The sequence below is a fragment of the Dyadobacter sp. HNCC25DJ187 genome (assembly GCF_056895255.1).
The window spans coordinates 919,195-937,635 of the sequence record NZ_JBXHAT010000001.1; the positions used below are offsets into that span (position 1 = coordinate 919,195).

At 41.0% G+C, this 18,441-nt stretch carries 13 protein-coding genes and 3 tRNA genes; 7 read left to right on the plus strand and 9 right to left on the minus strand.

The genetic code is table 11. The features are described 5' to 3' along the window. Positions 1-62: 62 nt before the first annotated feature. The 4 genes from AC1XUE_RS03665 to AC1XUE_RS03680 all read right to left on the minus strand — a co-directional run bounded on the left by AC1XUE_RS03665 (position 63) and on the right by AC1XUE_RS03680 (position 6,082). On the minus strand, positions 63-2,474 hold the full coding sequence (locus tag AC1XUE_RS03665; RefSeq protein WP_483354573.1) for an ABC transporter permease: 2,412 nt from the start codon (positions 2,472-2,474) through the stop codon (positions 63-65). A 304-nt stretch (positions 2,475-2,778) separates the two neighbouring features. Further along, positions 2,779-3,402: a flavin reductase family protein gene (locus AC1XUE_RS03670; protein WP_483354574.1), complete on the minus strand. Its 624-nt coding sequence runs from the start codon at positions 3,400-3,402 to the stop codon at positions 2,779-2,781. A 63-nt stretch (positions 3,403-3,465) separates the two neighbouring features. After that, positions 3,466-5,481 (minus strand): BCCT family transporter, encoded by a 2,016-nt coding sequence (locus AC1XUE_RS03675; RefSeq protein ID WP_483354575.1) that lies wholly within the window; start codon positions 5,479-5,481, stop codon positions 3,466-3,468. Positions 5,482-5,566: 85 nt separating this feature from the next. Next, the gene (locus AC1XUE_RS03680; RefSeq protein WP_483354576.1) at positions 5,567-6,082 is read right to left on the minus strand and encodes a peptide-methionine (S)-S-oxide reductase; all 516 of its coding nucleotides are present in this window, start codon (positions 6,080-6,082) and stop codon (positions 5,567-5,569) included. Positions 6,083-6,154: 72 nt separating this feature from the next. Between AC1XUE_RS03680 and AC1XUE_RS03685 the strand changes: the two genes are divergently transcribed. Then, positions 6,155-6,517 carry a DUF4174 domain-containing protein gene (locus tag AC1XUE_RS03685; protein ID WP_483354577.1) on the plus strand — a complete coding sequence of 121 codons (363 nt, stop codon included), beginning with the start codon at positions 6,155-6,157 and terminating at the stop codon, positions 6,515-6,517. 103 nt (positions 6,518-6,620) lie between these two features. Here AC1XUE_RS03685 and AC1XUE_RS03690 read toward each other — a convergent pair whose 3' ends face one another. Continuing rightward, positions 6,621-7,544: a class I SAM-dependent methyltransferase gene (locus AC1XUE_RS03690; RefSeq protein ID WP_483354578.1), complete on the minus strand. Its 924-nt coding sequence runs from the start codon at positions 7,542-7,544 to the stop codon at positions 6,621-6,623. A gap of 346 nt (positions 7,545-7,890) precedes the next feature. On the opposite strand from AC1XUE_RS03690, the gene AC1XUE_RS03695 reads away from it, so the two are divergent. After that, complete coding sequence (locus AC1XUE_RS03695; RefSeq protein ID WP_483354579.1) at positions 7,891-8,949, plus strand: M14 family metallopeptidase; 1,059 nt, start codon at positions 7,891-7,893, stop codon at positions 8,947-8,949. A gap of 206 nt (positions 8,950-9,155) precedes the next feature. Here AC1XUE_RS03695 and AC1XUE_RS03700 read toward each other — a convergent pair whose 3' ends face one another. Then, entirely contained in the window at positions 9,156-11,435 is a 2,280-nt protein-coding gene (locus tag AC1XUE_RS03700; protein ID WP_483354580.1) for an NADP-dependent malic enzyme, read from the minus strand. Between the two features lie 360 nt (positions 11,436-11,795). On the opposite strand from AC1XUE_RS03700, the gene AC1XUE_RS03705 reads away from it, so the two are divergent. Further along, positions 11,796-14,189: an ABC transporter permease gene (locus AC1XUE_RS03705; RefSeq protein WP_483354581.1), complete on the plus strand. Its 2,394-nt coding sequence runs from the start codon at positions 11,796-11,798 to the stop codon at positions 14,187-14,189. Positions 14,190-14,570: 381 nt separating this feature from the next. On the opposite strand, the gene AC1XUE_RS03710 is transcribed toward AC1XUE_RS03705, so the two are convergent. From AC1XUE_RS03710 to AC1XUE_RS03720, 3 genes are all read right to left on the minus strand, one after another. Continuing rightward, a tRNA-Arg gene (locus AC1XUE_RS03710) sits at positions 14,571-14,644 on the minus strand. Positions 14,645-14,756: 112 nt separating this feature from the next. Beyond that, a tRNA-Pro gene (locus tag AC1XUE_RS03715) sits at positions 14,757-14,830 on the minus strand. Positions 14,831-14,877: 47 nt separating this feature from the next. Further along, positions 14,878-14,964 (minus strand) — tRNA-Ser (locus AC1XUE_RS03720). Positions 14,965-15,093: 129 nt separating this feature from the next. On the opposite strand from AC1XUE_RS03720, the gene AC1XUE_RS03725 reads away from it, so the two are divergent. Genes AC1XUE_RS03725 through AC1XUE_RS03740 form a run of 4 tightly spaced genes read left to right on the plus strand, consistent with a single transcriptional unit; the run spans position 15,094 to position 18,220 of the window. Beyond that, the gene (locus AC1XUE_RS03725) at positions 15,094-16,056 is read left to right on the plus strand and encodes a vWA domain-containing protein (protein ID WP_483354582.1); all 963 of its coding nucleotides are present in this window, start codon (positions 15,094-15,096) and stop codon (positions 16,054-16,056) included. A 40-nt stretch (positions 16,057-16,096) separates the two neighbouring features. Beyond that, a complete protein-coding gene (locus AC1XUE_RS03730; RefSeq protein WP_483354583.1) occupies positions 16,097-16,798 on the plus strand; it encodes a hypothetical protein in 702 nt (233 codons plus the stop codon). Between the two features lie 16 nt (positions 16,799-16,814). Next, positions 16,815-17,756, plus strand: coding sequence for a phosphoribosylaminoimidazolesuccinocarboxamide synthase (locus AC1XUE_RS03735; protein ID WP_483354584.1), 942 nt, complete (start codon positions 16,815-16,817; stop codon positions 17,754-17,756). Positions 17,757-17,797: 41 nt separating this feature from the next. Then, on the plus strand, positions 17,798-18,220 hold the full coding sequence (locus AC1XUE_RS03740; RefSeq protein WP_483354585.1) for an STAS domain-containing protein: 423 nt from the start codon (positions 17,798-17,800) through the stop codon (positions 18,218-18,220). Positions 18,221-18,441 lie beyond the last annotated feature (221 nt).

The window sequence follows — 18,441 nt, forward strand, 5'->3', positions numbered from 1 at the left end:
TGAACTTTTCCGTTTGATTGCTTATTCCGCAATAGAAAAAAACGGATGGTTGCTTACACTGTTCATTCCACTTTTAACGACTTCACAGGATCCATAAGTGCGGCTTTGATGCTCTGAAAACTAATTGTCGCAAATGTAATGGCTACCGCAATGAACAATGCCAGCATAAAAATCCACGGGCCGATTTCCACGTGATAAGCGAAGTCATTCAGCCATTGATTCATGAAATACCAGGCAACTGGAGACGCGATCAGTACGGCAATGATAATCAACCTGATAAAATCTTTCGAAAGTAGAAAGACAATACTGGAAACCGAAGCTCCAAGTACTTTTCTAACTCCTATTTCCTTGGTGCGTTGCTGAGATATGAAAGATATTAGCGCAAACAACCCAAGGCAGGAAATCAGGATGGTTATCGTCGAGAATATACGCAGGATATGCGTTATTCTCTTCTCAGCCTGATACATATCTTCAAACTCCTGATCAAGAAAATGGTATTCAAAAGGGCGTAGGGGAAAATTTTTCTTCCAGCTTGCTGAAAGGATATTAATTGCATGTGTTGCATCAGCTCCGCTTGTCTTTACCAACAATTTTCCGAAATAATCGTATTCAGGGATGACAGCGATGGGCGTAATTTTCTCGTGCATGGATCGAAAATGGAAATCTTTCAGAACACCTTTCACCCTACCCTGCCTGCCATTCATATTTACTTCCTTTCCCAGCGCCTGCGAAGGGGTCCAGCCGAGTGCCTTTACAGCAGATTCGTTTAACAAAAACGCAAATCTCCGCTCATTTTCACTTTCCTGAGTGGCTTGTGTAATGTCGGTATTGCTGAAAGTTTCGCCCAATAAAAGCTTCATCCCCATCGTTTGCACAAAATCCTTCTCCACCGGGATGGCTGTAATATCAATATAAAACTCCTTCGGTTTGTCTTGTGCGGTGATCGAATATCCTCCCTGAATATCCAGTGGTGAGCTGTAAGATGCGCTAACAGATTTCACACCGGACTGCCCCATTAAATCATTTTTAATAGATGCCAGCTTGTTCGCAGGAATACCCGCGCTCATGTCCAGTACCAGTATCTGATCGGGGTTCAGACCCAAGTTCCTGTTTTGAATAAAATTCAGCTGTTGGTTTGCAATAAGCGTTGCGATAATGAACAGCACAGAGATTGAAAATTGAAACACCACAAGCGTGTTGCGCAAGCCACCTCGCTCAGATCCGGAAAATGCATTTCCTTTCAGCACCTTCACAGGTTCGAAACCGGACAAAACAGCTGCAGGATACATTCCTGAAACAAGCGTAATGATTATCACAAGCACTAGCAAACCAATTTGAAAACTAAAATCCGGCCAGACTGACAGGTTCAGGCTACTACCTGTAAGCATGCTCAGTTCAGGCAAACAAAGTAATGTGAATATCAATGCCAGTATGGTAGAAGTCACCGTTATCAGAGCACTTTCAAAAAGATGTTGCATGAACAACTGTGACCTGATCGCTCCTATCACTTTGCGCACGCCTACTTCACGTGCACGGATTGCTGCCCTGGCCGTAACCAGGTTTACAAAATTGATACATGCTATCATTAGAATCAACACAGCTATACCTGAAAGAATGTAGATATACTTATAATTACCAGAGGCTTCCATCTGGTTGGAAACGGTAGAATACAGGTGGATATCAGCCAATTTTTCTACATCGAGCCTCAATTGAGAAGCTGGTTCAGCAGGGTTATTCCATTTCGATTTCACAAATGCATTTACCTTATCCTGGAAACTTTTCAGCGATACATGGGGACGAAGCAAAATATAACTAAAATCATTCGCAGAATTAAAGACCTCACTTTTTGAGCGAGCCAATGTTGCATAACTAGCTACACAATTGAACTTAATATGCGAGTAGGAAGGAACATCGGCAATTACCCCTGTTACCTGCAAATTGTATCGCTCATCCATGGAGATCATTTTACCCAGGGCTTTTCCTTCTTTAAAGTACTTTTTAGCGGTAGACTGGTCGATTACCACAGAATTAGGATTCGACAATGCAGATGCACGATTACCCTCAATAAATGGAAAGGAAAAGACCTCAAAGAAAGCAGAATCTGCAAAAATAATCTTTCGCTCGTTGAATGTTTGGTTGTCATAACGCACAGCCACAGATCCATTGCCGCTGAAAGGATATATCCGGACTGCCTTTTCAACCTCTTCAAACTCGCGCATGAATGTGGGGGCGACCGCCGTTGGTGTCATGGCAATATGCGAGGGTTCACCCTCACCATACTGGTAGAACAGATTGACGCGGGCTATGCGATCCTTATTCTGAAAGAAACGATCGTATCGAACCTCATGCAGTACATAGGTGGCCAGCAGCAAAAAGCAGCTGGTTCCAAATGCCAACCCGGCAATGCTGACAAAAGAATTTGTCTTGTATTTCCAAAGGCTGCGAAAAGCTATTTTGAGGTAGTTGTGAAGCATATAATGGCAAGTTAAAAAAGTACGGCTATCGGATTATAAGCCCCATATATATGATGTCCAACCAAATTACATGCCATGTAAGCTAAAACTGTAAATCAATGAATTACCAAACAACACATGTCCGATTTCGAACGATTCGCGTTCATCAACGTACTTTTACTTATCATAAATAATCACTATTGGGTCAGTTATCATAACGATGCATGACACGACACGGATAGCTGATTCATGCCCTTTCTGAAATACTTTTATATCTTCACTTTTCAGCCTTTTATCAGCAATTTATAAAGTTGATGACACTTTATCAGGAATTTGTTTCAGGTTTAGCATACGGCAGTCGCTCCATCAGTTGTGGTAGGAAATAGGTGTCTAAACCGGCCACTGTCATTGTTTTTGCTTTGGTATGATCCACTGCACCATCAGTATCTAATATGAAGTTTGCCAATAAAATGTGGCTAATCCGCCCAATGACTATGGTTGTACCATTGAGTCGAACATCCAGCAGTTCCTGTAGCTCCAAGCCTATTTTAACAGTTGATTCTGAAACGAAGGGTGCCCGAAATCCACTCACATAGTGCTCATTGAAACCGCATGTCGAAAACTCAGACACACCGGATGGGTAGCTGGCACTAGCCTGGTGGGCCTGCCTGTAGGTATCGGGCAAAACATTATTTAAGGTGTAAACACCCGTAGATTTAATGTTGTTCAAGGTGTCGTTATGAGCTCTTTCCGGGCGCATCACAAGTCCTATCAAAGGTGGATTTGCTCCCAGGTGAAATGTTGAACTGACAGGACAAAGATTAGTATTGCCACTTTCGCTGATTGTACCCAGCATATTTAATGACTTGAATCCGGCCACACTATTGATCAGGTTAATCCGAAAATACTTTTCCATTTCCTGGATCTGATCATATGTTACATGATACATATTAATTCGTTTTAAGTTGTAATGATGTGTAGGACAAATGTCTGTGCCAGGTCAGGTGTGCTATCATTTGCGCTTGAGTGTAATATCAGTAAATATTTCATTTTTGACCTCGGAAGATAGTTCCAAAAATCGTTCATACTGTTTTAAAGCGTCAGCAATGATTTCATTTTTTGTAAAATACTCAATATTGTAACCCAATCGGTTGTCGCCAAAGAAGGTTTTCGGAATGTAGGACTCATTTCCTATCACGCCTGGGATATTACCTTCGTCGACCAGAAAATCCGATACTGTTTTTGATTTACTTCGGACTCCGTATGTAAAATCTTCGATTGATTTATGTTTAATCGTCAATGATACCTGCATAGGGTTATTGCTACTATGTACAATTGCAGGAATTTCTTTCTGGTTGAAGCCTGTTGCCAGTTCATCCAGCGCAGGCTGAACCGTTTGTTTAATATACTGATCTACGTATTCCTGATTTTTGGATGCCAGAATTTTGCCAAGTCTTTCCTTCCATAAATCCCCTGACCAGTTATTAGTGGCCGGAGAAAAACCTCTGCTGTAATAATAATTATCGACAATTAACCCTTGGACAAGGCTGTAACAAAACAAAATCATGATGATAGCAAAAGGTAGCGCAGTAATCAAAGTCATGGTTTGAAGTGATTGCAATCCTCCCGCATTGAGGAGTACTAAAGCTAGCAGTGCCAGAAGAATTCCCCAAAAGGATAGTTGCCATTTAGGAGATTTCATAGCATTGTTTGATGCAATGTTATTAATAACCAGTATCCCTGAATCAGCAGATGTCACGAAAAATATAAAGATGATGAAAATAGCCAAGGCACTGCTGATCCCGGAAGCCGGAAAATAGTCAAGAAAGCTAAACAGCAATTCATCTGCTCTGGACACCATGCTGCTCAACTGGCCGTTTGCAATACCCTGATCCAGCCAGCTGGCACTGTTCCCAAAAATGGTCATCCAGATAAAATTAAAGGCCGTAGGGATGAGTAATACTGCACATACAAATTCGCGTATGGTTCTGCCTTTGGAAATGCTGGCTATAAAAAGTCCTACATACGGAGACCAGGAAATCCACCAGGCCCAGTACAAAATAGTCCAGTTGTAAAACCACGGCTGGCTTTCCGGCTCATAGGCGTGCGTGTTAAATGTTAATGTAAAAAACTCATTCAGGTAGTAACCGATTCCTTCAGAAAATGAGCCAAGTAAGAACACTGTTGGTCCCATGATCAATATAAACAGCATCAGAATTACTGCACCAATGATGTTAAGCTGACTTAAAAACTTGATGCCCTTATTAACGCCTGAGGATGCAGACAAAATAGAGATAGTCATGATCACAATAACTATAACAACCTGATAGCCGAATGCTTTGCTACCGATGAGTCCTATTTTGACAAGGCCTGCGTTGAGCTGAACAATACCAAAACCCAACGTGGTGGTAATTCCGAAAAATGTACTACACAATGCAAATGCATCGATCGCATCTCCTGCCGGACTATTGATTTTGTTTTTCAAAAGCGGATAAAAGCAGCTGCGAAGCGAAAGGGGTAGTTTATATCTATAGGTGAAATAAGCAAGGGAAAGTCCTACTACTCCATAAATGGCCCAGGCATGTATTCCCCAGTGAAAGAAGGTATATAGCTGAGCATTCTTTGCTCGTTGTGTTTGGCTGAGCTCACTGAAAATAGGATCTGAAAAATGTGATATAGGCTCGGAAACACTGAAATACATCAAACCAATACCCATTCCCGCTGCAAAAAGCATAGATATCCATGAGAAAAATGAATGTTCAGGAATGGCATCATCATCACCAAGTACTATGGAGCCATACTTACTGAAAACCAGCGCCATTAGAAAAAATACAAAAAGGGTAACCGCCCAGACATACACCCAATTCAGGTTGACAAAAATCCAGTCCTGAACATTGCCTAAAAGCATGGTGGTTAAATCCGGAAAAAAACTGGATACGAAAGTCACCATCAATATGAAGATCAGGCTGGGAATAACAATACCTTTTTTAAAGGTAGACGGCAGGTAAAGTTTTTTCAGCGTGTTCATAAATAAGATTGGTTTCCACTTGTTGTAAAGGTAAAATATTTAGTCAAACACCAGTGAATACATATATCTTATTCACCACATGAGATTACAAGCTGCCAGATTTCAGTTTGGTGTTATCCACCTGATTTGAAAATTTCGATAGAAGAATCCTCAGTTTGGGATTTATAAAGGTCTTGCAAAATGGCTTGTCCGGATGATTGTAATAGTAATCCAGGTACTGGTCTATATTTAGTTTAAAATCCTGAAAAGGAATGACCTGTGTAATGATAGAATCTGTAAAATCATCCTGAAAAGTTTCGATTGCTGACTTTGCCTGACAGACCTGTTCTTTTTCAAAAGTGTAAACCGCAGATCTGTATTTCGACCGCATCGTATGTGTAGAGGTGCAGCTATGTGTGTTTAGATGTACCTCGATAAGCGTATGAAGTGAGACCAGTTGCGAATTAAATTTAACGATTACAGCTTCTGAAAAATCGTCATCGGAATTACAAGATTTTATCCAACCCTGTTGAACACTTTCAACACCAATCAGGGATTGGAATATTGCTTCCGTACACCAATGGCAACTACCGCCAAATCCAATTGTATCTGTGTTTCCCATTGCGTCAGTTTACTTGATGATGATAACACTAAAAAAATTGTGCGCTGGCAACATTCTTTTAACAGAGTTTTTATGAAAACATTACTGATCTTACTGCTAATCATGACATCTTTCACAGATCCACCACGAAAAGTCCTGTTGTTTTACAAAGCAGATGGGGAGCAACGATTCAAATCTCAAGTGCAGATCCTGAACAAAGCCCGGAAAGGTATTCTTGAAAGAGATATAGAAATAGAGCCTGTTCCCTATTCGGCTAAGAATGAAGAGATTTGGAAAAAATGGGATATCAAGCAACAGCAGGCATTTACATTTGTATTGGTTGGCCGTGATGGTGGCGAAAAACTCAGATCGGCAGAAGTGGTCACGATAGACAAACTATTTGGATTGATAGATGCCATGCCCATGCGTAAAACAGAAATGAAGATCCAGAGATAATTCAGTTCTGCAGGAGTTTACCCCTGTAAAATGCAAAAAGTACATTATTACAAAATACGCATACGCACAGCTTGTCTACAAGCAGAAATCTCCCGTGAGCTTGCTATAGACCGGAATTCTTCTTTGCGTAGGGATTTTCCGGAAGGAAATGAACTTGATATCCGTCCCGCTTCATCGCATCAATGACTTGGTCCGAGGGCCTTTTTTTGAAAATTATTGCACATAAAACCTGTGAAGGCATCAGCGATAGTGTGGTTAATAAATTATGCAGCTGAAGCTTACGCTTTATTTTTTGAAAAGCTCTGGAACTATCATCTGCCTTTTCCCGTGCCGCATTTGGATCGTAGTAATTATTGTTAATTCCTTTGAAAGCGACTACGGACATCCCTATACCATTGGCCAACTTATCAATCTCTCTTTCTGAAAGTTTAAAAACGTAGTTCCCTACATCTTCAAAAGAATACCTGTTCTTCCAATACTTTTGCAAAAGTTTTGTATCAAAGCGGTCAAAAATATTCCTGACTGCAAGAAGCAGAGGCATCCTGGAAATCGGGTCATGAGGCTCCACCAATACAACCCCTTCCCTTGCTACCCGAAGCATTTCGTAAACAGCCATATAGGGCCTCGGAAAGTGGTGATAAGCTTCCTTACAAAAAATATAGTCGAATGTTTCGTCAGGAAAACTCATCTTTTCTGCATTTTCGACAGAATACTTCTCAAATAAACCTTCAGCCTGCGATAGAGGTAAAAAAGTATTTGATATATCCGTGGCTGTTACGTCAAGCCCCTTCTTATAGAAGAAATTGGCATCGAATCCATAGCCATCTCCAACCGTAAGCCAACTTTTCTTTTCAATGAGAAGCGGATTTGCCAATTCCAATAATCTCTGATGTATCCAGTGATTAATTGTATTATTTGCCTGATCAAATTTCCAGTTAGTGATCGCTTTGTCCTTTGCCTCCTGGGTCTCATATTGTTGCTGAAACCAGGTAGAGTGCGCTTCATGACTTAATTTTTCGGTAGACATAGTGAAAGCTTACAGCACAAATAGATTTATAAGAAATTTTCAGATAATTGGTAAAAATAGACAATTATCGCAAACCAGATCCAACTTATAAGTTATAATACGCATTTGTGTAACCGGATTGGAATTATTACCTGCAACCCGGCAGCTGTGTCGGCAACTGGTTGAGCTTAAACATGTCTTTACGAGTCTTCTTTATCCAGCTGGAGTAACGATACCTAAGAAATGCGTACGCTTTGTATAAATGGCTATCTACAGTATATTTGCAACATTGTTGCGACTGATTTAGTGAATGTATCTTAATCCCCGTAACTTTTGATTCAGAATTAAATAATAAAAAAAGTCGAAAATGATTAAAAAGATCAGTTTATTCATCTGCATACTATTTTTACCACATTTTGCCTTAACCCAATCCTCCTATTACTTTCAAAATAAAGAAATCAAAGCTGGTACAAAAAGACACTTTATGGTGCCTGTCGAGACTGGTCACGACTCAACGTTTATCCCTGTGTCTGTATTTAACGGGGTTAGAAACGGCAAGACGCTGGGCATTACCGCAGGCGTTCACGGATATGAATATGCGCCTATACTGGCTGCTCAGAAATTGATCAATTCAATTAATCCCAGTAAGCTGAACGGAGTCGTTATACTGGTTCAAATAGCAGGACTGGAAAGCTATTTAGGAAGATCGCCTTATAAAAATCCTACAGACGGGAAGAATTTGAACCGCTCCTTTCCAGGTTCAAAAGATGGTACAAATACACAAAAAATCGCAAATTTTATAACAGAGCAAATCATTTCCAGATCCGATTACTTTTGTGATATGCATTCAGGAGATGCGCCTGAGGACATGATCAGTTATGCTGCCTACTATGCCAACAGCGCCATGCCGGAGATTTCAACCAAAGGAAAAGAGATGGCTTTCGCTTTGGGATTTGATCGTGTGGTGATTTTTGATACAGACGGGAAAAACTACATGCAAAAAGATGCTTTGAGTCTTTTTTGCACTGCAGAAGCATTTAAACGAGGAATTCCTGCCATAGATATTGAGTGCGGACGCTTGGGAATAGTAGAACAGTCGGCGATAAGCAAAATAGAGACAAGCATCTTAAACTTGCTAAACTATTTGTCATTGACAACATCTTCCTCGACAACCAATTCTGTACAATCCCCTACCCTTATTTCCCGCCGGATTTATACAACATCAAAATTTGACGGAATCTTTTATCCCTCTAAAAAAGCAGGAGATTACGTAAAAAAAGGAGCCAAATTAGGACATATAACAAGTTATTTTGGTGACGTTCTTCAGACCATTTATGCAGAAGAAGATGGGATGCTACTACTCATTCTTGCTACTCCCCCGATAAGCAAAGGAGAGGATGTAACAGTGCTTGCTAAAATGGAATAGCTTGTATTCATAAAGCAGATGCATTAAACGTGATCCTGAATTAAAGGGAAAATAATTAGATGACATATCTGTACAGTTTAGATCGAAAAAGTGCTGTAGAGTATCCCTGACGATACTATGCAGATCAGGCTACAATAATGCATTGACATATTGTAACCTGACTTGCACAAATTAGCATTTCATTTCATCTGACTGCATTTAGCTTCTTACCGTTCGAGTTTGTCTTGTGCATCCACAACTGCCATGGCAGTCATACTAACAATCTGGTCTACTGTACTACCCAGCTGCAATATGTGTACAGGCTTTTTAAGACCCATAAGTATTGGTCCGATAATATCGAAGCCTGCAACCTCCTTCAGTAAATTATAAGCAATATTTCCTGAGGATAAATTGGGGAAAATGAGCGTATTGACACCTTCACCGATTAGCTCAGAGAACGGATAATTCTCCTTTAACAACGCCTGGTCAAATGCAACAGAAGCCTGTACTTCGCCATCGACGAGCATATCAGGATCACGCATTTTCAGTATCCTGACGGCATCCCGCACTTTCTTTGCCTCGGGTGTGGAACTACTGCCGAAGTTAGAATAAGAAAGCATGGCAATCCTTGGAATTACGCCAAAGAATTTCACAGCACTCGACGCCTGTAAAGTAATGTCGACAAGCTCATCCGATGAAGGATCAAGATTTACAGTAGCATCTGCTAAAAATAAAGGTCCTTTGGGCGTAAGTACGATGTACATGCCTGCTACCTTTTTACTACCTTCCTGCATGCCTATGATCTGAAGTGCTGGGCGTATCGTGTCAGGATAACTTCTTGTCAATCCACTGATCAGCGCATCGGCCATGCCAGTTTCAACCATCATGCAACCAAAGTAATTACGTTCGCGCATGACCTTTCTTGCTTCATAGACAGTATAGCCTTTCCGATGCCGCTTCTGATAGAAGAGCTCACCGAAACGTTCCATGAGTGGCTGGTTTACTTCCTCTGTCTGATCAATAATGTTAACAGAATTCATGTCAATATGATGCGTGCTCATCAGCGCATGAATACGCTCCCTGCTGCCCAGCAAGATAGGTGTTCCAATGCCTTCGCTTTCTACAATCTGGGCTGCTTTCAGTATCTTGAGATTGTCTGCTTCGGCGAACACGACGCGTTTAGGATTCTTTCTCGCTTTTTGATTGATGACCCTGACAATGGAGTTATCCAGTCCGATGCGATTGCCTAGTTCTTCTTTGTACAAATCCCAGTCTTCAATATTTTTTCTGGCCACGTTGCTCGCTATTGCTGCCTTAGCAACAGCCGGGGCAATGTGCTGTAGTAATCTGGGATCCATAGGTTTCGGAATGATGTAATCCCTGCCATAAACCAGATTCTGCTCACCATAGGCAACATTTACTTTATCCGGCACAGGGAGCCTGGCAAGTTCAGCAATTGCATAAACGGCGGCAAGTTTCATTTCTTCATTTATCTGCCGGGCGTTCACATCAAGTGCTCCCCTGAAGATATAAGGGAAACCCAGCACGTTGTTGACCTGATTAGGATAATCGGAACGACCAGTTGCCATAATCACATCTTCTCTGGCTGCTTTTGCCTGCTCAAAACTTATCTCAGGGTTTGGATTGGCCATCGCAAATACAATGGGGTCCTTCGCCATCGACTTTACCATTTCGGACGAAACAATATTGCCTGCGCTTAACCCAAGAAAAACATCGGCATTTACCATCGCTTCAGCAAGTGTGGTTATGCTTGTTTCCCTTACAAACTCCAGCCTGCTTTTATCCAGATCGGTTCGAGAAGTTGAGATGATACCATCTTTATCAAACATCAGAATATTGTCTTTACTTGCGCCTAAGGAAACATATAACCTTATGCAAGCCAGGGCAGCCGCGCCTGCACCGCTGACAACAATACTTACGTTCTCAATTTTTTTACCTACAATATCAAGCGCGTTGAGCAGGGCTGCAGACGATATGATGGCGGTCCCATGCTGATCATCATGCATGACAGGAATATCCATTACTTCTTTGAGCCGCCGCTCAATCTCGAAACACTCAGGCGCTTTGATGTCCTCCAGATTAATTCCTCCGAAAGTAGGCCCTAATGCCTTCACGACAGTGATAAATTCTTCAACGCTTGATGTGTCCAGTTCCAAATCGAACACGTCAATGTCTGCATATATTTTAAACAGTAAAGCTTTTCCTTCCATCACGGGCTTGCTGGCCTCTGGACCAATATTGCCCAGGCCCAGTACAGCCGTACCATTAGATATCACCGCAACAAGGTTTCCCTTTGCAGTATATTTATAGACATCTTCCTTATTTTCGAAAATGGCCATACACGGTTCTGCGACGCCAGGTGAATAGGCAAGCGACAAATCGCGCTGGGTCTTCGTGTTTTTTGTAGGTACTACTTTAATTTTCCCCGGTCTGCCTTCTGAATGGTAGTCGAGTGCTTGCTGCTGTTTGGTTTTTCCTTGTTGCATCGTAATTCTTTTTGTTTCATCTGTACTGTGATCCTATTACACAGACTTGTACATGCTATTCGAAAGATACCGCTTTTCAACCTTGCATCACAATAGAGATCGTACTGCAAGTTATCTTATGTCTGTATGCGGAGTGTAGCTTTCTGTAAACTTCCAATCATAAGAAACGAAATGCACCAAACGTTCACCAACCATGATATCACATGAAGTAGCTCAGTTAAATGCTTATCCGCTATTGAACATGAACGTCCAATAGCGGACACTTAAATACATTTATTTATCTACCAAATAATTGATGGTCAGACAAATATAAAATTGGAATAGTTTTTTGATCTGCTGTAATACAAATCCTTATTAGCCATGTTAAAAAATTACTTTAAAATTGCGTTCCGGAATTTAAAGCGTAGTAAGGATTACGCTTTTATTAATATTCTTGGTTTAGCACTGGGCATTTCCTGCGCCATCCTGATCTTTATGCTGGTCAGATATCATCTAAGTTTTGACAATTTCCATGCAAACTCCGATCGTATCTACCGTATTTATACAGAATTTCATAATGAAGATGTAAGTGTACAAAGCGGAGTGCCTAGTCCTTTCGGAAAGGCATTTCGTAATGATTTTCCGTTTGCGGAGAAAACAGCCAGGATCATAAGTTATAATAATGAGCTGATCTCTATACCGAATTCGAAAGACAACCAAAAGTTTGAAGAAGCAAACGGTATTGCTTTTGCTGAGCCCGAGTTTTTTGACATCATGAATTACCCTTTGATAGAAGGTGATAAAATAACAGTTCTATCGGAGCCTAATTCTGCCATCGTCACTGAAGCAATAGCTGTGAAGTACTTTGGAAATCAAAAAGCGGTCGGACAGACCATCCGTGTGGATAATAAAATCGATTACAAAATTACGGGAATACTCAAAAACCTACCGGTAAATTCTGACCGTAAACAGGAAATATACCTTTCCTACAGCAATCTGAAAGATAAAAATGAATGGATTGCCAAAGATGATAGCTGGTTGGGAATTTATTCAGAATCACAATGTTATGTCCTGCTCAAGGAAGGCGTTACCAAAGGTGCCGTTGAAAAAGCACTACCCTCTTTATCAAAAAAATATTATCCGCCGAAAGATGCAGATGGCTGGCAATTTAAACTTCAGCTTCTATCTGATACTCATTTCAACGCGGAGCTCGGAGGCGAAATGGAAAAGAAAAATCTGTGGGCCCTGTCTTTTATCGGCATTTTTCTGATTATAACAGCTTGCGTTAATTTTGTTAACCTGGCAACCGCTCAGGCATTTAGTCGTTCCAAAGAAATCGGCGTCAGGAAAGTTTTAGGCAGTCTTCGTTCGCAGCTATTCTGGCAATTTATTTCAGAAACTGCGATCATCACTTTTTTATCCGTGATTACTGGGCTTGTTATATCCTATCTTGTCTTGCCCTATGTCAATCAAGTATTTAAAGCGCAATTGTCTATTTCCCTTCTGTCGGATATGACGCTCCTATTGTTTTTAGGCGTATTGGTCACGCTTGTTACTTTCCTGTCCGGTTCGTATCCGGGACTTATTCTGGCTGGATTTCAGCCGATTTTAGCATTGAAGGGAAAGTTATCACAGAAAAACATAGGTGGGTTTAATTTAAGAAGAGGACTGGTCGTTACTCAATTTGCGATTTCTCAAATTCTCATCATTGGCACCATTGTCATCGCCAATCAAATGCGCTTCTCAACCCAATCGAACCTTGGATTTAAGAAAGATGCCCTGATCATGGTACCGGTTCCTGTGAAAGATCTTGCAAAGATGAGTACGTTACGATCCAGAATTTCTCAACTTCCTGGTGTAGAAAGCAGCACATTTTGCTTTGAAGCACCTGCCGCTAACTCCAATAACTCCTCTGGCGTAAGATTTAATGCACGCTCAGAGGATGAACAGTTTGGTATTAATATCAAGAGTGCTGATGATCAGTATATAAAGACATTCGGTTTACAATTGGTAGCAGGGCGTAACTTTATGCCTTCTGATACCTTGCGTGAATTTGTAGTCAATGAAACATTGATCAAAAAACTTAAACTGAAATCTGCTGATGAAATTATCGGCAAGCAGCTCAGCATCAATGGTAATCATGATAAAGCCATCGTAGTTGGTGTGGTGAAAGATTTCTTCAATTACTCCTTCAGGGCAAATATCGATCCGATTTGTATCATGTCTAATTACACCTCATATCGGAATTATGCGGTCAATATCAATATGGCAAATATGAAAACGACGCGTACCGAAATAGAAACGATTTGGAATGAGATTTACCCTGAATATGTTTTCAAATCTGCTTTTCTGGATGATAAGATTGCCGAGTTTTACGCATTTGATAAAATCATGCTGGAAGTGATTCAACTGTTTGCGGGCATAGCGATCTTTATTGGCTGTCTGGGATTGTATGGTTTAGTCTCATTTATGGCAACGCAAAAAACCAAAGAAATTGGTGTGAGAAAAGTGTTGGGCGCGAGCATCGGGAATATAGTCTGGATGTTTGGAAAAGAATTCGTGCGCTTGTTATTCATTGCTTTTGTCATCGCTGCTCCAGTGGCCTGGTGGGTAATGAACGGCTGGCTGCAGAACTTTAAATACAGAGAAGAAATAGGAGCCGGAATTTTCCTTTTGGCCATTGGAGCCACACTTTTAATTGCAGCCTTAACAGTAGGATACAGATCAATCGCTGCCGCACTGATGAATCCTGTCAAATCCCTGAAATCGGAATAGCTTGTGATAAGTGTTTGACCAAAATTACTGCGGAATATTCAGAAGGAATAACTCGTGGATCGATACTATATCATCAGGTATAAGTATTGATCCATGTATATGCTGTTTAATTGTAGAGGAAATGTTTGATTTGGTACTTAGCATTAGTGGAATACTTTCGACCACATTTTTCGAATTTGTTTAGGGCCCAAGGTTTGTTCAAAGTCAAGGCCTCGTTTGCAGTAACTATAGAAATTCAGATATAAGAGAAACTACTTTTTTCGGACTGATCCTTTTTATCTCCCCAAAGTTTTCGGACTGATCCCCATTTCGAGTTGATCCTTGATACCGCAGCATAAAAAAAAGCGTTTAACATTGCTGCTAAACGCTTGATTTTCTCGGTGATTCCGTTGTGATTCGAACACAAGACCTACTGCTTAGAAGGCAGTTGCTCTATCCAGCTGAGCTACGGAACCAAAACTTTTGAACGACCTACTGCTTAGAAGGCAGTTGCTTTATTCGGTTAATAAAACAGGCAGTGAGCAGTTCGCAGTCCAAGCTGCATACGGCCTACTGCCTGTTCATTTGTCGGGGAGACAGGATTCGAACCTGCGACCCTCTGGTCCCAAACCAGATGCGCTACCGGGCTGCGCCACTCCCCGAATTTGATCTTACTTAGAAATAAAACCAACGGCCATTTAAAACAGTGTAGAGGAAGCGGGATTCGAACCCGCGGTACCCTTGCGAGTACGGCAGTTTAGCAAACTACTGGTTTCAGCCACTCACCCATCCCTCCGTTGTTCCGTTCTGGGTTGCAAATATAGTGGGTTGTAAATCAGAAAAGCAAACATTTAGTTAAAAAAACTTTATCAGAAGCGTTAAAAGCCCTATTTTTGGAAAACTTAAATTATACAAAACGTTCAGTATGAACTGGAATTACCCCTTTGGGAGCACGGAATATTTTTTCATATTTTTTTTTATTTTCGTTTACACAACCTACATCATACGTACAATTCGCGTCGCCAGGCAGCTTAAAACCACAGCGAGGACGATCATAATTAAATTGTTTCTGAGAAGTATTACCCTCGGCTTGTTGATTATAAGTTTGCTCGGGCCATCATTCGGGGAGGCGGAAAGACAACTTTCGGCAAAAGGCAAGGATATTTATCTGGTAATTGATCTTTCCCGTTCTATGAATGCAGCTGATGTGAATCCTTCGCGTCTTGAAAAAGTCAAGTTTGAATTAAATCATTTTATACAAAATCAACGGGCTAACAAAATTGGTATCATTATATTTTCCAACGATGCATTTGTTCAGGTGCCCCTCACCTATGATGTAGCCGCTCTGGAACTCTACATACAGTCGCTGCAAACAGACCTGCTACCTACAAGCGGAACCAATATTTGCGGAGCGGTTGAGCTGGCTTACAACAAACTGATGAGTGGTACAGACCCTACCAGCCGGTCAAAAATGATCATTACCTTCACCGACGGAGAAAATGGAAATGACTGTAGTCGTAGTCTATATAATAACCTTCGCCGTTTTGGAATAGGTACATACATGGTTGCAGTGGGAACGTCAAATGGAATCAGTATCCGCGATCAGGGTAAGCCTCTTCTTGACGGAAACGGTAATATTGTGGTCAGTAAATTGGGGACAGGCTTTCTAAAATCCTTTGCAGCCAATACGAAGGGCAGCTATTACGAACTTAATAATGCCAAAAATGATATCAACAAGCTAATCGGCGATGTGATCAATGCGGATGGTACCCTGATTGACTCCAGAACAGTGACCGTTGCCAGTAATAAGTATTACTATTTTCTGGGCGCAGCGCTGATATTATTGCTGCTGGATGTGTTAATTACGATCGGAACCTTCCGTCTGTGACGATCTATTCTTATTTTTGCAAGGCAACAAACGTTTTTTCATGACATCAATTATTCTCTATCTCCTGCTTTGGCTTATGGACAATCGAAATTTCGATTCCATTACAAAGGCTAATGAGCGGAAATTGAGCGCAGAAAGATTTTTTGAAAATAAGCAGTTTCTGGAAGCCGCAGATCTGTACCAGCAGATCGCTTACGGGTCTACTTTTTCTGAGCCGGCAGCCCGATTGAATATGGCTCATGCCTACTTTCTGGCAGGCAAATACCGAAAGGCGCTACAGCATTACCAGCTTCTGCGGCGTGTAACTAACAGAAAGATTTCCTCGGTGGCTAATCTGCAGGTTGGTCTGATCAAGGCTCAGCAGGAAGACACGGTTGCCGCATTGAGTAGCCTGAAAGAAGCATTACGCATCGATCCTAATAATGATATTGCAAGACATAATTTCGTTATTCTGAAGGAGGCTTTTTCGGGTATAGAGCGCATGCCTCAATCCAAGGCAGAAAAACAGCAACCACAAGCGACCAATGCACCTGCTCCACCACCAAAACCGAATCAGCAGGAGGTGGAAGAAAATGCAAAACGGGAACAGTTACTAACCAGTCTGAAAGCCATGAATATGTCGGAAGATCAGGCAAGGGCAATTTTGGATGCAATGAAATCGGGAGAATCCCAATATATTTATCAGCTACGCAGAAAACAATATGCGACAAAAGCTGAACAAAGTGAGCAAATTGAATGGTAATTTTTATCAAAAACCAATGAACAGTATATCCGAAACAAATTTTCAGTTTCCTAATCAAACAGCTTTCTATAAAGGAAAAGTACGGGATGTTTACTCTTTTGAGAAACACCTTGTTATGGTTGCTACAGATCGCATATCTGCTTTCGATGTAATCCTGCCACGAGCTATTCCTTTCAAAGGACAGGTGTTGAATCAAATTGCAGCCTATTTTCTGAATGCTACATCGGACATAGTGCCCAACTGGCTGGAAGAGGTTCCGGATCCGAACGTAGCTATTGGTATCAAATGTGATACATTTCCGGTTGAAATGGTTGTGCGGGGATACCTCGCAGGCCACGCGTGGAGAGAATACAGTGCCGGAAAAAGAGCTGTTTGCGGAGTTGCACTGCCTGATGGTTTAAATGAAAATGATAAGTTACCACAGCCTATTATTACGCCCACTACAAAAGCGCATGAAGGACACGATGAAGATATTTCACGTGAGCAGATACTGAGCCAGGGGCTGGTAAATCAGGATGATTATGAACATCTGGAAAGATATACGCTTGCACTGTACAACAGAGGTGCTGAAATGGCAGCAGACCAGGGCCTTATTCTGGTAGACACCAAATACGAATTCGGCAAAAAGGATGGTATCATCTATTTGATAGATGAAATTCACACACCGGATTCATCTCGCTACTTTTATAAAGATGTGTATGAGCAAAACCAGGCACAAAAATTGCCTCAGAAGCAGCTTTCGAAGGAATTCGTAAGAGAGTGGCTTATTCAAAACGGCTTTCAGGGTAAAGACGGGCAACAAATACCTGTGATGGATGACGAACGCGTAACACTCATTACGGAGCGATATATAGAGCTTTATGAAAAAGTGACGGGAATTAAATTTCAGAAAGCACATATTGAAAACCCTGTGGAACGCATTGAAAAAGCGATTGCTCAGGCTACGGAAAAATTTTAATTACAAAAAAGACTAATGTTTTGGTTTAAAACAGACTTGCCATGAACCACAAGCTTGAAAAAAAAGAACAGTACGTATTTATAGAACTTGAAGAAGATGCCTTTGCTGCCGAAGTTCCTGCAGCATTTGAAGAAATAGCGCGATCACTATTTCGCGAAGACTATCACAGTCTGATTGTGAATGTGCAGCAAACCAAATCAATTGATGCCCAGGGAACAGCTGTACTCAAAAAAATTAACTGGCTTTGTGCGAATGATTTGGGATTATTGGTTCTGGTAACCAGAGATGACGACTTTATCGATACGCTCGAAGCATTGAAAATTCCCGATCTGACGATTCTTCCTACGAAAGAAGAAGCGATAGATGCTGTATTTATGAATAATCTTGAAAATGAATTTGGAGCAGGGGATGATGATTATGACGATGAAGACTATGAAGGCGTAAGCGAATCCAAAGAGCCCTGAGGGCATCGGTAAAATATTCTATTTTGACGAAAAATCTCATTCTCCTACAGGATGAGATTTTTTGTTTTTACGTATAGAGTGATTCACAAATTTTGAATGTTTAAGCCCGTTCGTTATCACATTATCAATATTTTTAGATTATTTGTAATAAAACAACCAAATTAAAACAGTGAAAGAAAATTTTGTCATTCGGCTATTCCGCCAAATATTTTTTATGATTA

What these genes read in the sequence shown, in the direction of transcription:
- AC1XUE_RS03740 (WP_483354585.1), top strand. Translation starts at nt 17,798, where the DNA reads ATGAACCACAAGCTTGAAAAAAAAGAACAGTACGTATTTATAGAACTT.
- AC1XUE_RS03735 (WP_483354584.1), top strand. Translation starts at nt 16,815, where the DNA reads ATGAACAGTATATCCGAAACAAATTTTCAGTTTCCTAATCAAACAGCT.
- AC1XUE_RS03680 (WP_483354576.1), bottom strand. Translation starts at nt 6,082, where the DNA reads ATGGGAAACACAGATACAATTGGATTTGGCGGTAGTTGCCATTGGTGT.
- AC1XUE_RS03730 (WP_483354583.1), top strand. Translation starts at nt 16,097, where the DNA reads ATGACATCAATTATTCTCTATCTCCTGCTTTGGCTTATGGACAATCGA.
- AC1XUE_RS03690 (WP_483354578.1), bottom strand. Translation starts at nt 7,544, where the DNA reads ATGTCTACCGAAAAATTAAGTCATGAAGCGCACTCTACCTGGTTTCAG.
- AC1XUE_RS03670 (WP_483354574.1), bottom strand. Translation starts at nt 3,402, where the DNA reads ATGTATCATGTAACATATGATCAGATCCAGGAAATGGAAAAGTATTTT.
- AC1XUE_RS03675 (WP_483354575.1), bottom strand. Translation starts at nt 5,481, where the DNA reads ATGAACACGCTGAAAAAACTTTACCTGCCGTCTACCTTTAAAAAAGGT.
- AC1XUE_RS03700 (WP_483354580.1), bottom strand. Translation starts at nt 11,435, where the DNA reads ATGCAACAAGGAAAAACCAAACAGCAGCAAGCACTCGACTACCATTCA.
- AC1XUE_RS03695 (WP_483354579.1), top strand. Translation starts at nt 7,891, where the DNA reads ATGATTAAAAAGATCAGTTTATTCATCTGCATACTATTTTTACCACAT.
- AC1XUE_RS03705 (WP_483354581.1), top strand. Translation starts at nt 11,796, where the DNA reads ATGTTAAAAAATTACTTTAAAATTGCGTTCCGGAATTTAAAGCGTAGT.
- AC1XUE_RS03685 (WP_483354577.1), top strand. Translation starts at nt 6,155, where the DNA reads ATGAAAACATTACTGATCTTACTGCTAATCATGACATCTTTCACAGAT.
- AC1XUE_RS03665 (WP_483354573.1), bottom strand. Translation starts at nt 2,474, where the DNA reads ATGCTTCACAACTACCTCAAAATAGCTTTTCGCAGCCTTTGGAAATAC.
- AC1XUE_RS03725 (WP_483354582.1), top strand. Translation starts at nt 15,094, where the DNA reads ATGAACTGGAATTACCCCTTTGGGAGCACGGAATATTTTTTCATATTT.